The sequence below is a fragment of the Pseudomonas sp. GV047 genome, assembly GCF_003058245.1.
In the GTDB taxonomy this organism is placed as follows: domain Bacteria; phylum Pseudomonadota; class Gammaproteobacteria; order Pseudomonadales; family Pseudomonadaceae; genus Aquipseudomonas; species Aquipseudomonas marginalis.
Genome location: NZ_QCWA01000012.1, coordinates 129,745 through 142,900 on the forward strand (window position 1 = coordinate 129,745; position 13,156 = coordinate 142,900).

Consider the following 13,156-nt stretch of genomic DNA (forward strand, 5'->3'; position numbering starts at 1 on the left):
CCGGCGTACTTGCGCGGTACCGCCAGAGTTGACTGATAGCGCCACGGGGCTCGTTTTAACGCCGGCGCTGTCAACCCTCGTAGCGAAACCCACCCGACAACTTGCCCTTCAAATACCCCACCAACGCACTCACCGACTTCGGCACATGGGGCGAATATGGCCGAATCAGGTAGATCTCATCGGCAAACGCGCCCTTGAGTGTCCAGCCCTTGAGCACCTGTACCAGCTTGCCGCTGGCCAGCGCAGCGTGGGCGCTGAAGTCCGGGAGCAGGGCGATGCCCAAGTGGTTGAGCGCCGAATCACGCAGGGCTTCGCTGTTGTTGGTGGCGAAGCTGCCGGCGATGGGCACGGTGAGGCGTTCGACCTTTTTGCTGCCACGCTCGAAGGTCCAGGCGGGCTGGTCGGTGCCGCGCGGGTAGAACAGGCAGTTGTGCGCCGACAGGTCGCCGGGTTCGCGGGGTTCGCCGTGGCGTTGCAGGTAATCGCGGCTGGCGACCAGCACCGAACCGGTGTCGCACAGCTTCCAGGCCACATGGGTTTCCGGCACCTGGAAGCCGTGGCGCACGGCGAGGTCGTAGCCCTCGGCCGCCAGCGAACTCAGGGCATCCGAGACATCCAGCTGGATACGCACCTGCGGGTACTGCTGCAGGAATTCCGCCAAGTGCGGCACCAGCTGTTGCCGGGCGAATGCCACGGGGGCGGTCAAGCGCACCAGGCCACGAATCTCCCCGGCGGAATCGCGCACCGACGAGAAGCTGCGCGCGATTTGCTCATAGGCACCGCGCACTTCACGGGTCAGCGACAACCCGGCATCGGTCAAGCGCACGCTGCGCGTGGTGCGGGTCACCAGCCGCGTGCCGGTGGCTTTCTCGAGGTCGGAAATGCGCTGGCTGACTGCGGATTTACTCACCCCCAGGCGCGCGGCGGCGGCGGTGTAGGTGCCGTGTTCCTCCAGCACTGAGAGCCAGTGAATGTGGGTCCACAGCCCTTCGATCTCGGATTTTTCCATGGGTTTATTGTTCGCTTGTGAGGACAATCAGTTCTTGATTCTGCTCTGGTTTGGAACAAACCGAAAGCCTATCGTGTGTCCCAACGCAACCACCTGGATCGACTGCCATGACTACAACCATCGAGCACTACATCAACGACCAGCGCGTCAGCCGCGATGATCGCTATCAGGACGTCTACAACCCGGCCACCGGCGAAATCACCGGCCGCGTTGCCCTGGCCAGCAGCCAGACCGTGTCCGAAGCCGTCGCCGCTGCCCAGGCCGCTTTTGCCGGTTGGGCCGACACCCCACCCATCCGTCGCGCCCGCGTGCTGTTCGAATACCTGCACCTGCTGCGTGAGCGCAAGGACGACCTGGCGCGCATCATCGTCGCCGAACACGGCAAGGTCTTCACCGATGCCCAGGGCGAAGTCGACCGTGGCATCGACATTCTCGAATTCGCCTGCGGCATCCCCAACCTGCTCAAGGGCGAGCATTCCGACCAGGTCTCCCGTGGCATGGACAACTGGACGATGCGCCAGCCGCTGGGTGTCGTGGCCGGCGTCACGCCGTTCAACTTCCCGGTGATGGTGCCGATGTGGATGTACCCGATCGCCATTGCGGCGGGCAACACCTTCATCCTCAAGCCAAGCCCGACCGATCCAAGTGCTTCGCTGTTCATGGCTGAACTGCTGCGTGAAGCCGGCCTGCCCAAAGGCGTGTTCAACGTGGTGCAGGGCGACAAGGAATCGGTGGACGCGCTGATCGCGCACCCGGACGTCAAGGCTGTGAGCTTTGTCGGCTCCACGCCGATTGCCCAGTACATCTACGAAACCGGTGCGCGCAACGGCAAGCGTGTGCAAGGCCTGGGCGGCGCGAAGAACCATATGGTGGTGATGCCGGACGCGGATATCGAAAAAACCGTCGATGCCTTGATGGGCGCCGCCTACGGCAGTGCCGGCGAACGCTGCATGGCCATTTCCGTAGCGGTGCTGGTCGGCGATGTCGGTGACAAGGTCATCGCCGCCCTGACCGAACGCGCCAGGCACCTGCGCATCACCGACGGCCGCGACCTCAAGGCCGAGATGGGCCCGATTGTGTCCCGCGCCGCACTGGAGCGCATCAGCGGCTACATCGAACAAGGCGTGCAGGCCGGCGCGCAATTGCTGCTCGACGGACGTGACTATGTACCCACCGAGGCTGGCCTGGAAAACGGCTTCTGGCTCGGCGCGACCCTGTTCGACCACGTGACCCAGGAGATGAGCATCTACCGCGAAGAAATTTTCGGCCCGGTACTGGCCTGCGTGCGCGTGAATGACTTCGCCGAGGCGGTGAAGCTGGTCAACGACCACGAATTCGGCAACGGCGTCAGCTGCTTTACCCGCGACGGCAACATTGCCCGCGAATTTGCCCGGCGTATCGAAGTAGGCATGGTCGGCATCAATGTGCCGATCCCGGTGCCGATGGCCTGGCACGGGTTTGGTGGCTGGAAGAAGAGCCTGTTCGGCGACATGCATGCCTACGGCACTGAGGGTGTGCGCTTCTACACCAAGCAGAAATCGATCATGCAGCGCTGGTCGGAGAGCATCGAGCAGGGCGCGGAGTTTGCGATGCCGGTGTCCAAATAACGCTTGGCACCGCAGGGCAAAGGTGGGAGGGGGCAGGCTCCCTCCCACTTTTGGTTGTTTTTCACTTGAGGGTTGACGGCCAGGCGAATGACGAATACTGTACATAAACACAGTGTTTAAGCGCTGATCAACCAGGATGGCAACATCAGCCACGCCAAACACTGTGTGCAAGTTAATGGATTAACTTAATGCGCAGGCTCGTTATACCGAGTCGTTTTTATTGATAGAGAGGGAACTCATGTCCTATCCAGAAAGCAAACTCACCGGCTTGACCGGTTTCGCCCTCGCGGCAAAAGTCACCGGTGGCTGGTCCGGCCCTGTGGTCAGCATTACTACCCTGGATCAACTCAAGGCCAATATCGGCGACACCACGCCTCGGGTATTGGTGATCAACAGTAATATCTCGGCGTCGAGCCTGACCAAAGTCAACTTGGGCGCCAACAAGACCCTGATCGGTTCCTTCCAGAACCGCACGTTGGAGAATATTCACCTGCGTGCAACCGCGCAGTCGCAGAACATCATCCTGCAGAATATTATCTTCAAGCATTCGGCAAGTATTAAGGCCAATGACGATATTCAGGTCTACCTGAACTACGGCAGCAAGTACTGGATTGATCATTGCTCCTTTGTCGGTCACAGCTGGTCAACCACTGACGGCAGTGAAGATAAACTGCTGTATATCGGTGAAAAAGCCGATTATGCCACCATCAGCAACTGCTTCTTTGGCAGCCACAAGTACGGGCTGATCTTCGGTCACCCGGCGGATGATAATAAGGCAGAGTTCAACGGTTATCCGCGCCTGACGTTGTGTCATAACCGCTTCGACAATATGGAAGTGCGCGCACCCGGCTTGATGCGCTACGGTTACTTCCATGTGTACAACAACTACATCAATAACTTCCACCTCGGTTTTACCCTGGCGCAGAACGCCAATATCCTGTCTGAAAGTAACTATTTTGGCGAAGGCAGCCAGAATAAAGGCATGTTGGATGACAAAGGCACCGGGACGTTCACTGATATAAACAGTGTGCCGCCGATCACCAACCAGAAGTCGCCCAAAGCACAATGGACGGCCAGTTCCAACTACGCCTATACCTTGAAGACCGCGACGCAAGCCAAGGACTTCACCCAGAAGAATGCCGGTGCCCAGGCTGCGGCGCTGGTATTCGGTAGTTGAGTAGCTAGCTTTCTATTGAGCTGTCATTTATTGCAAGTGCCACTGTATTTATATCAAGGATATAAATACAGTGATGGCCTTTGTAATCTAAATAATTCTTCATGTTGCGATAAGCAAGTGCCCATGTTAAACCTTGGGGCGCACTTGCAGGGCCAACTATCTCTTGCTCTTTCAGTCAGTATTAAGTTGCTGGCTGCCAGGTGCTATTTAATCTTCGCTTGTCACTTAAGCGTCAGCAAAAGGACATCATCATGAAACATGCGAATCACACACCCACTCGCTGGACACGGGCCGATGCGCTGAAAGTTAATGAAAATGACCCGACGACGACACAGCCGTTAGTGAGTCCTGACTTTCCTGTCATGAGTGACACGGTCTTTATCTGGGACACCATGCCCTTGCGTGAACTGGATGGCACGGTGGTATCGGTGGATGGCTGGTCGGTGATCTTCACCCTGACCGCCGATCGTCGCCCCCATGATCCACAATTCATCAATGCCGATGGCCGCTACGACATCAAGCGCGATTGGGAAGACCGTCATGGTCATGCGCGGATCTGCTACTGGTATTCGCGCACCGGCAAGGACTGGATCTTCGGCGGCCGGGTCATGGCCGAAGGGGTTTCGCCGACCACCCGTGAATGGGCGGGTACGCCGATCCTGCTGAACAACAACGGCGATATCGACCTGTACTACACCTGCGTCACGCCGGGTGCCACGATTGCCAAAGTCCGGGGCCAGGTCATTACGTCCGACACCGGTGTCACCCTCCAGGGCTTTGATCAGGTCAAGTCGTTGTTCGACGCCGACGGCACCTATTATCAAACCGAAGCGCAGAATGCGACCTGGAACTTTCGCGATCCCAGCCCCTTTATCGATCCCGTCGATGGCAAGTTGTACATGGTGTTCGAAGGCAATGTCGCCGGTGAGCGCGGCACTCACGAAGTGGGCCCGAACGAGCTGGGCCTGGTGCCGCCGGGGCACGAGGACGTGGGCGGTGCCCGCTACCAGGTGGGCTGCATCGGCATCGCCGTGGCCAAGGACCTCAACGGTGACGAGTGGGAAATCCTGCCGCCACTGGTCACGGCCGTCGGCGTGAACGACCAGACCGAACGGCCGCACTATGTGTTCCAGGACAACAAGTACTACCTGTTCACCATCAGCCACAAGTTCACCTATGCCGATGGCGTGACGGGGCCGGATGGCGTCTATGGGTTTGTCAGCGATCATCTGTTCGGGCCCTATACGCCGATGAACGCGTCCGGGCTGGTCCTCGGCAATCCGCCGTCGCAACCGTTCCAGACGTATTCCCACTGCGTGATGCCCAACGGCCTGGTGACGTCGTTTATCGACAGCGTGCCCACCACCGGCGATGACTATCGCATCGGCGGCACCGAAGCGCCGACGGTCAGGATCGTGTTGAAGGGCGCACGTTCGTTTGTGCAGGAGGCTTATGACTATGGCTATATTCCGGCGATGCGGGATGTGGTGTTGAGCCAGTGACCGCAGTGCAAAACCCAGCCTGATTTCATCAGGTAGGTGGGAGGGGGCTTGCCACCTCCCACTTTTTTTTGACCGCATTTCAGCCTGCCTTCAAGGCTCAAGTCCTCGCCCACCTGGCCGATACAGGCACTAGCAGCACGAGTGATCCCGAACTCGTAGGTGCACGCCTGGTCGTCGCTCAGGTCAACGAATAAAAATCAAAAGGGGTGGCCATGACCATATTGCAGCGTGTGATCGGCGGGTTTGCGGTGTTGGTGCTGTTACTGCTAGTCATGGCGGGGATCAGTTATCAGAACACCCAGTCCATCAGCAGTCGCTTGAACATTATCACCGGCGAGTCGGCACCCTTGAGCCGGGCCGCCAGTGAGCTATACGTGCACATCCTGCGCGCCAACCAGGCGTTGCTGGCCCTTCAGATCAGCACCGACCCCAAGCAGATCGAGGACGGCAAGCGACCGTTCACCGAGAGCATCGCCCAGTTCAATCAATTGCTCGACAGCACCGTTGCCTATACGGGCGAGCATGAGGCGCTGCGGGCGAACCTGGCGCAGCAGCGCCAACAGGTCGCGGCCTACGCCGAACAGGCGCAGGCGCTGATGGCGTCCCACGTGCAACACGTGCAGCAATTGGCGCTGACCCGCCAACTGCAAGGCTACAGCAGTGCACAGGCGATACAGCTGACCAGCTATCTGCGCGATTACATTGCCCATGCACGCAGTGTCGGCGAACCGCAACAGGTGGCCGCAGCGGAAAAGCTGCTGTTGGAAGTCAACAAATCCTACGATGGCTTCGCGGCTCATACCGTCACGCCGGCCATTGATAAATTACAGCGTGTGCTCAATCTCCAGGACGAAGTGATCAGCACCCGGGCCCAGGCCCTGGCGGCGATTGACCCCAGGGTCGGGCGGATTGCCGGCGTCATGGTCAATCGCCTGCTGACTGACCTGACCGCCCCTGACGGCCTGTTCCAGGCTTATCAGGTGGAGGCAAAACTGGCCACGCAGGTGCAGCAGCAACGCAGTGCGGTTGACGCGGCGCTGAAAGCCACCCTGGACAGGATTGGCGAGTTCGGCAGCCAGTCCCTGGAGGTCGCCAACCAGGCCAGCCAGTCGGCCAATGCCACCATCGGCACCAGCCGCAGCTTGCTGTTGATCGCGTGTGTGCTGGCGGTGCTGGCGGCGGTGGCGATTGGTACCTGGGTCGCCTTCAGCCTGCGGCGTCCGCTGGCGGCGTTTCGCGAAGTCCTCAAGACGCTCACGGCGGGAGACATGCGGGTCAGTTTCGATGTCAGCCGTAAAGACGAGTTCGGAGAGTTGGGCGGTTACCTGAACGAACTGACCACGGCCCTGCGCAAAACCTTCCGTGAATTGATCGGCTCTGCCGATGCGCTGGCCGTTACCGCGGGCAGCAACGCCCTGAACAGCGAGCAGACCACCCGGGTGGTGGATGAACAGAAGGACCGCTTGCAATCGGCGGCTTCGGCCATGACGCAGATGGAAAGCACGGTCGAAGAGGTGGCCCGGCGTGCGCAGGACACCCGCCAGGCCGTGGACGACACGAGTGAGCTCACGCACAAGGTGCAGGCGCGTGTGGCCGAGACCATCGTCAATATCCGCCAGCAGGCCGACCAGGTGAACAAGGCCACGCAGGTGACCGATGAGTTGCAGAAGTACGGACAGAATATCGAGGGCATTGTTGTCGCCATTCGCACCATTGCCGAACAGACCAACCTGCTCGCCCTGAATGCGGCGATCGAAGCGGCCCGTGCCGGCGAGCAGGGACGCGGTTTTGCGGTGGTGGCCGATGAAGTGCGCTCCCTGGCCAGCCGTACCCAGACCTCGACCAGTGAAATCCAGGACATGATCGGGCTCATGCAGGAAAAGATTCACTCGGTGGTGCACGTGATGAACGAAAGCCAGGCGCAGTCCACCCAATGCGTGTCCCTGGCCTCGGGCGCGGGTGACTTGCTGCTGTCGATGAGCGACTCGGTCGACAGTATCCGCGACATGAATATCCAGATCGCCGCCGCCACCGAGGAGCAGAGCGCCACGGTGCAGGAAACCAGTCGGATGGTCATCCAGATCAACGATTCGGCCCAGCAGACGGCAGACGGCGCCGAGCAGTCCGCCATCAGCAGCCACGAGCTGGCGGACATGGCCAAGGTGCAGCGCGAGCTGCTCCATCATTTCAGCGTTTGAGCCGTGGGAGTCAGAACATGAAAGCATGGTTAATCCTCGCCTTGGGGGCGACGCTGTTCATTCCGGGCCCGGCCCAGGCCGCCACGCCCTTGCTGGGTGTGGGCATGGCAAAGTACGACGATAACTTCCAGACCCTGCTGCGCAACGGGGTGCAGCAACAGGCCAGCGTCATGAACGCCGACATCTTTATGGAGAACGGGCAGGACAGCGTCGATCTGCAGATGCGCCAATTCCGCAACCTGGTCAATTCCAAGGTGGATGCGATCATCGTCGCGATGGTCGACGGCAAAAGTGCGGCGCAGATGATGCAGCTGGCCTCGGATGCAAAGATCCCGCTGGTGTTCGTCAACCGCAACCCGAACCCGCAAACGTGGCCGGCGCAGACCGCGTTTGTCGGCTCCAACGAGCTGGAGTCGGGTACGTTGCAGATGGAAGAGCTGGCGCGCCGCGCCGGTTACAAGGGCAACGTGGTGATTCTGGTGGGCGACCCCGCCAACGCGTCCTCCTTGATGCGCACCGAGGACGTGGAGAAAGTCGTCGCCAAATACCCCGGTATGAAAGTCGTACAGAAAAAAGTCGGCAACTGGGAGCGTAGCCAGGCCGCCACGATTGTCATTGACTGGGTCAAGCAGGGCGTCGATTTCTCGATCATTGCGGCCAATAACGATGAAATGGCGATCGGCGCGATCATGGGCCTGGAAAAGGCCGGCAAGCAGGCCAAGGACTATTGGGTCGGCGGCATCGACGGCACACCGGACGGCTTGAAATTGATGGCTGAGGGCAAGATGGCGGTCAGCGTGTTCCAGGATGCCGCCGGCCAGGCCGGCGGCGCAGTGGACACCGCACTGCGCCTGGTACGCGGCGAGGTGCTGGAGTCGGCGGTGGTCTGGGTGCCGTTCAAGTTGATCACGCCTGAGAATCGCCAGGCGTTTGAATAGCACTGGGCACCTCGATCCAACCTTGGAGTGCAGTCAAATGTGCTCAGGCAGGGGGTTTGGTGAGCTTGGCATGCTACTGACCGATCATGCGAACCACCCGCCTGGCAATCAGAACACCCACCACGGGCGCCAGTGCAAACACCCCAAACAACCACACCGCCGCGCTCGCGGTGCCTTCGACACCGCCGGGCTCAGTGAGGCCGGCGACGTTCGCGACCATCCCCGCCAGTGCCGCGCCAAATGCGGTGGCGAACAGTTGCACGGTAGTAATCGAGGCGCTGGCGAGGTCCTGCTCACCGGCCGGCGCCACCTGGAACACCCGCGTCAGCAAGTGCGGCCAAGCCAGCCCCACGCCCAACCCAATCAGGATAAGCGCCAGGCAGATCGGTGTGAGCGTCTGCCCGCTGCCGTTGCTTTCGACGGGCATCAAGATGGCCAGCGCCACCATGCCCACCACGCCCAGGATCGGCCCGGCCAGGATCGCCCGTCGAATGTTGCTGCCCGTCACACCCGCGCTGGCGATTGACCCCAGCGTCCAGCCGGCCGCCATCAGTGCCGCCAGATAACCGGCCACCAGCGGCGACTGGTGGTGCAGGACTTGAAGAAACAACGGCACGAAGATTTCGCCACTGGTCACCGCCACCGCCAGCAATGACATCGTCGCGTACAGCGCGCCGAGTGCCGTGGTGATCCGAAACGCTCCGGCGGGCAACAGTCGATGGCGGGCGCGGCTTTCCGTGACGATCAGCAGCGCGGTGAACACCGCAGCCACGGCCAGCCCCAGCAGGTTCAGGGGCAGGGTGGACGAGACACTGCCGGCCGACACCGCCAGTACCGCCGCCGTCAGCAGCACCAGTTGGGCGAGTGGCAACGCGGTCGGCGCAGCGCTCTCGGTGCTGCGCCTGGGCAGGACCGCCGCCGCCAGCACCGCGAATAACCCGGCCACCGGAATCAACGACCAGAACGCCGCGCGCCATATGCCCAGCTCGGCAAACACTCCGCCCACCGCCGGGCCGACCAGCGTCGCCACGCCCCACATCCCCGACACCAACGCCATCGCGCGCGGCCACAGGCTTTCATCGAACACCAAGCGGATCATCGCGTAGGACAGCGCGAACAAGAACCCACCGCCCAGCCCCTGCACCAACCGCCCAACGAGCATTACCGGCATGGACGGCGCAAACGCACAGGCCAAGGCCCCGCCGGCAAACACCAGGCTGGCGGCCAGGTACGCCGCACGCGGCCCGAGGCTGCCGAGCAGGCGCGCCGACAACGCCGAGCCGAGGATCGAGGCGGCGACAAATAACGTGGTGTTCCATGCGTAGTAGTCGATGCCGCCGATGTCCTGGACCACCGACGGCAGAATCGTGGTGGCGATGTACACGTTGATCGCATGCAGCACCACGCCGCCGGCCAGTGCGAGCGAACGTACGCCGTTGGTACCGGACAACAGCGCGGCCCAGTTGGAGGGGGAGGGTTGAGGTGTGTCCATGCAGGCTCCGATTCAAAGGGCTGAAGGCTTGCCAAGGCAAGCCGACACCCTTTATAAAACCTCATGTTTAGATGAGGTCAAGAGCTGGATGGAAGCGAAAATCGATGTGCGCATCCCCCTCGGCGTGGGCGAACTGGCCCGGCGCAGCGGCGTGACCGTGGCCACGGTGCATTTCTACGAGGCCAAGGGGCTGATCCACGGCCAACGCAGCGCCGGCAATCAGCGTCGCTATCAGCGTGACGTACTGCGCCGGATCGCGGTGATCAAGGTCGCGCAGCGCGCGGGCATTCCCTTGGCGGCCATCAAGGACGCGTTGGACGAACTGCCTTCAGGACGGCCGTTGACGGCCAAGGACTGGACCCAACTCTCCACACACTGGCGCGACCTGTTGAGTGAGCGTATCAACAGCCTCACTCAACTGCGCGACCAGCTCGATGGCTGTATCGGCTGTGGATGCCTGTCCCTGGATGATTGCCCGTTGCGCAATCCGGGGGATCAGTTGGGACGGCTGGGGGATGGGGCCGTATTGCTCGGAAAGTGAGACAGTCAGCGCCGACCCGTGCGCGTACTCACATCCACCCACACCGCCAATACCAGGATGCTGCCCTTCACAATCATCTGCCAGTAACTGTCCACGTCCAGCATCGACATGCCGTTATCCAGGCTGGTAATCACCAATGCCCCGAGCAAAGCGCCATACACCGTGCCCGAGCCGCCGCGCATCGACGTCCCCCCAATAAAGCACGCAGCGATGGCATCCAACTCACCCATATTGCCCGCCGACGGTGAACCCGCCGCCAGGCGTGCGGTATTGACCAGGCCGGCGAGGGCGCACATCACGCCCATGATGCCGAAGATCCACAGTTTCACCGCCTGCACGTTGATGCCCGACAGCCGCGTGGCTTCCATGTTGCTGCCCACCGCGTACACGCGGCGGCCGAACACGGTCTGGCTGGTGACGTAGCTGAACACGCCGAGCAGCACCAGCAACAGCAGCACCGGTACGGGGATGCCGTCGTAGCTGTTGAGGGTAGTAACGAACCCGGCGAGCACCGCGCCGATCACCCCCACGCGCAGCACATCGCGCATCAGGGCGTGCGGCGCCAAGCCATGCAGCGCGCGGTTGCGCCGTTGTTTCCAGGTCAAAAACAGAGTCAGGGCAAACAGCAAGACCCCAAGGCCAACCCCCACCGAATGCGGCAAATACCCCTGGCCTACATACACCAGCGACGGCGACACCGGCGCGATGGTGGTGCCGCCGGTGATCCCCAGCAGAATCCCGCGAAACGCGAGCATGCCGCCGAGGCCAACGATAAACGACGGAATGCGCAGGTAAGCGGTCATGTAGCCGTTGGCCAAACCGATCATCAGGCCGCACAACGCCACCAGGCTGAGGTTGGCCAGCAGCGGAATGTGATAGACCACATCCAGGATCGCTGCGAGCCCGCCCAACAGTCCCAGCAACGAACCCACCGACAAATCGATCTCGCCGCTGATGATCACCAGCACCATGCCGCACGCCAATATCCCGGTGATCGACATCTGCCGCAGCAGGTTGGACAGGTTGCGCGGGGTGAGGAAGCCGCCCTCGGTCTGCCAGCTGAAAAACAGCCAGATAAACGCCACGGCGATCACCAGGGCGAGCATTTTGTAGCGAGTGAACAGCTGTTTGACCTGATTCATCTACGCGGTTTTCCGATTGTTATTGTTTTGGCTGAGCGCGGCGGCGAGCACCTGTTCCTGGGTGAGCCCCTCGTTGATGAAGTCGCCACGCAACTGGCCGTCGCCGATCACCAGCACGCGGTTGGACACGCCGAGCACTTCGGCCAGCTCCGAGGAAACCATGATGATCGACACGCCTTCGGCCGCCAGTGCACCCATCAGTTTGTAGATCTCATACTTGGCGCCCACATCCACCCCGCGCGTGGGCTCGTCGAGGATCAGCACCTTGGGCTTGGCCATCAGCATTTTCGCCAGCACGGCCTTTTGCTGGTTGCCGCCGGACAGGCTGGTGATCGGCAGGAACGGGCTGGCGGTCTTGAGGTGCATGCGCGCGATCTGCTGGTCGATGCTGCCCAGTTCGGCCTCGGCGTCGATGCGGGTCAGGTGGGCATAGGTGTCGAGCACCGCCAGGGTGATGTTCTGGCCCACGCCCAGGTCAGGGATGATGCCCTGGCGCTTGCGGTCCTCGGGCACCATGCACAGTCCGGCGCGGATCGATTTGAGCGGCGTGCGCGTGTCGATCACCTGGCCGTCGAGCCACACCTCGGCGCTGTAGCGGCCGGGGTAGGCGCCGAACAACGCCGACACCAGCTCCGTGCGCCCGGCGCCCACCAGCCCGGCTATGCCGAGGATTTCGCCGCGCTTGAGCACGAAGGAAATATCGTCGACGCGCTTGCGCCTGGGGTTGTCGACGTCATAGCAGGTGACATTGCGCGCTTCGAAAATCACCTCGCCGATGGCATGGGGCTCGGTGGGGTAGAGGTTACTCATTTCGCGGCCGACCATCTGCGTGATGATCTGCGGGATGTCCATGTCGGCCATGGCCGTGGTCGCGATGTGCTTGCCATCGCGGATCACCGTGATGGTGTCGCACACGGCCGCCACTTCATCGAGCTTATGGGAGATGTACACGCAGGCCACGCCCTTGGCCTTGAGGCCGCGGATGATGTCCAGCAGCACTTCGATTTCCGAGCGGGTCAGGGCCGAGGAAGGCTCGTCAAGGATCAGCAGGCGCGCCTGTTTGTTCAGGGCCTTGGCGATTTCCACCAGTTGCTGGTAGCCGCCGCCGTACTGCGACACCGGCAGCGCCACGTTCATGTCCGGCACCTTGAGCTCGCGCATCAACGCTTCGGCGCGGTGCAGCATCGCCGGGTAGTTCATACGCCCGCCGGGCAACGTCAGCTCGTGGCCCATGAAGATGTTCTCGGCTACCGACAGGTCAGGCACCAGGGTCAGTTCCTGGTGAATGATGACGATGCCGGCGGCCTCGGTTTCGCTGATGGACTGGGCCCTGAGCGGTTGCCCGTCCCAGAGGATTTCCCCCTCCCAGGTGCCATGGGGGTAGACCGCCGACAGCACCTTCATCAGGGTGGATTTACCGGCGCCGTTCTCGCCGCACAGGCCGACGCATTCCCCCGGCCGCACCTTGATGTCGATGCCGTTCAGCGCGTGGACACCGCCAAAGGTTTTGACGATGCCGTTCATTTGCAGCAGGTAGTCGGCCATGGCGA

10 protein-coding genes and 1 pseudogene are annotated in these 13,156 nt (G+C 61.6%); 7 read left to right on the forward strand and 4 right to left on the reverse strand.

The features are described from left to right. Positions 1 to 70: 70 nt before the first annotated feature. The gene (locus C8K58_RS25870; RefSeq protein WP_027603550.1) at positions 71 to 1,009 is read right to left on the reverse strand and encodes a LysR family transcriptional regulator; all 939 of its coding nucleotides are present in this window, start codon (positions 1,007 to 1,009) and stop codon (positions 71 to 73) included. A gap of 107 nt (positions 1,010 to 1,116) precedes the next feature. On the opposite strand from C8K58_RS25870, the gene C8K58_RS25875 reads away from it, so the two are divergent. The 6 genes and pseudogenes from C8K58_RS25875 to C8K58_RS25895 all read left to right on the forward strand — a co-directional run bounded on the left by C8K58_RS25875 (position 1,117) and on the right by C8K58_RS25895 (position 8,431). Beyond that, entirely contained in the window at positions 1,117 to 2,616 is a 1,500-nt protein-coding gene (locus tag C8K58_RS25875; RefSeq protein WP_027603551.1) for a CoA-acylating methylmalonate-semialdehyde dehydrogenase, read from the forward strand. Between the two features lie 238 nt (positions 2,617 to 2,854). Continuing rightward, the gene (locus C8K58_RS25880) at positions 2,855 to 3,793 is read left to right on the forward strand and encodes a pectate lyase (RefSeq protein ID WP_027603552.1); all 939 of its coding nucleotides are present in this window, start codon (positions 2,855 to 2,857) and stop codon (positions 3,791 to 3,793) included. Positions 3,794 to 4,044: 251 nt separating this feature from the next. Continuing rightward, the gene (locus C8K58_RS25885) at positions 4,045 to 5,295 is read left to right on the forward strand and encodes a glycoside hydrolase family 68 protein (protein ID WP_027603553.1); all 1,251 of its coding nucleotides are present in this window, start codon (positions 4,045 to 4,047) and stop codon (positions 5,293 to 5,295) included. Positions 5,296 to 6,215: 920 nt separating this feature from the next. Next, positions 6,216 to 6,635, forward strand: a pseudogene (locus C8K58_RS33185) (HAMP domain-containing protein); the annotation flags it as partial. Between the two features lie 102 nt (positions 6,636 to 6,737). Continuing rightward, the gene (locus C8K58_RS33190) at positions 6,738 to 7,493 is read left to right on the forward strand and encodes a methyl-accepting chemotaxis protein (RefSeq protein ID WP_371263347.1); all 756 of its coding nucleotides are present in this window, start codon (positions 6,738 to 6,740) and stop codon (positions 7,491 to 7,493) included. Between the two features lie 17 nt (positions 7,494 to 7,510). Then, a complete protein-coding gene (locus tag C8K58_RS25895) occupies positions 7,511 to 8,431 on the forward strand; it encodes a substrate-binding domain-containing protein (protein ID WP_027603555.1) in 921 nt (306 codons plus the stop codon). Positions 8,432 to 8,504: 73 nt separating this feature from the next. Here the strand turns inward: C8K58_RS25895 and C8K58_RS25900 are convergent, their stop codons facing one another. Then, positions 8,505 to 9,923 (reverse strand): MFS transporter, encoded by a 1,419-nt coding sequence (locus C8K58_RS25900; protein ID WP_027603556.1) that lies wholly within the window; start codon positions 9,921 to 9,923, stop codon positions 8,505 to 8,507. An 88-nt stretch (positions 9,924 to 10,011) separates the two neighbouring features. Between C8K58_RS25900 and soxR the strand changes: the two genes are divergently transcribed. Beyond that, positions 10,012 to 10,464: a redox-sensitive transcriptional activator SoxR gene (gene soxR / locus C8K58_RS25905; RefSeq protein WP_027603557.1), complete on the forward strand. Its 453-nt coding sequence runs from the start codon at positions 10,012 to 10,014 to the stop codon at positions 10,462 to 10,464. A 5-nt stretch (positions 10,465 to 10,469) separates the two neighbouring features. Here soxR and C8K58_RS25910 read toward each other — a convergent pair whose 3' ends face one another. Together C8K58_RS25910 and xylG are read right to left on the reverse strand one after the other, a co-directional pair. After that, complete coding sequence (locus C8K58_RS25910) at positions 10,470 to 11,606, reverse strand: sugar ABC transporter permease (RefSeq protein ID WP_065939703.1); 1,137 nt, start codon at positions 11,604 to 11,606, stop codon at positions 10,470 to 10,472. Beyond that, entirely contained in the window at positions 11,607 to 13,151 is a 1,545-nt protein-coding gene (xylG, locus tag C8K58_RS25915; protein ID WP_098480007.1) for a D-xylose ABC transporter ATP-binding protein, read from the reverse strand. It abuts the gene before it with no gap. Positions 13,152 to 13,156 lie beyond the last annotated feature (5 nt).

Bases quoted from the DNA above. Each gene is read 5' to 3' on its own strand.
- C8K58_RS25895 (WP_027603555.1), top strand. From the start codon at position 7,511: ATGAAAGCATGGTTAATCCTCGCCTTGGGGGCGACGCTGTTCATTCCG.
- xylG (WP_098480007.1), bottom strand. From the start codon at position 13,151: ATGGCCGACTACCTGCTGCAAATGAACGGCATCGTCAAAACCTTTGGC.
- C8K58_RS25880 (WP_027603552.1), top strand. From the start codon at position 2,855: ATGTCCTATCCAGAAAGCAAACTCACCGGCTTGACCGGTTTCGCCCTC.
- C8K58_RS25885 (WP_027603553.1), top strand. From the start codon at position 4,045: ATGAAACATGCGAATCACACACCCACTCGCTGGACACGGGCCGATGCG.
- C8K58_RS25900 (WP_027603556.1), bottom strand. From the start codon at position 9,923: ATGGACACACCTCAACCCTCCCCCTCCAACTGGGCCGCGCTGTTGTCC.
- C8K58_RS25870 (WP_027603550.1), bottom strand. From the start codon at position 1,009: ATGGAAAAATCCGAGATCGAAGGGCTGTGGACCCACATTCACTGGCTC.
- C8K58_RS25910 (WP_065939703.1), bottom strand. From the start codon at position 11,606: ATGAATCAGGTCAAACAGCTGTTCACTCGCTACAAAATGCTCGCCCTG.
- C8K58_RS25875 (WP_027603551.1), top strand. From the start codon at position 1,117: ATGACTACAACCATCGAGCACTACATCAACGACCAGCGCGTCAGCCGC.
- soxR (WP_027603557.1), top strand. From the start codon at position 10,012: ATGGAAGCGAAAATCGATGTGCGCATCCCCCTCGGCGTGGGCGAACTG.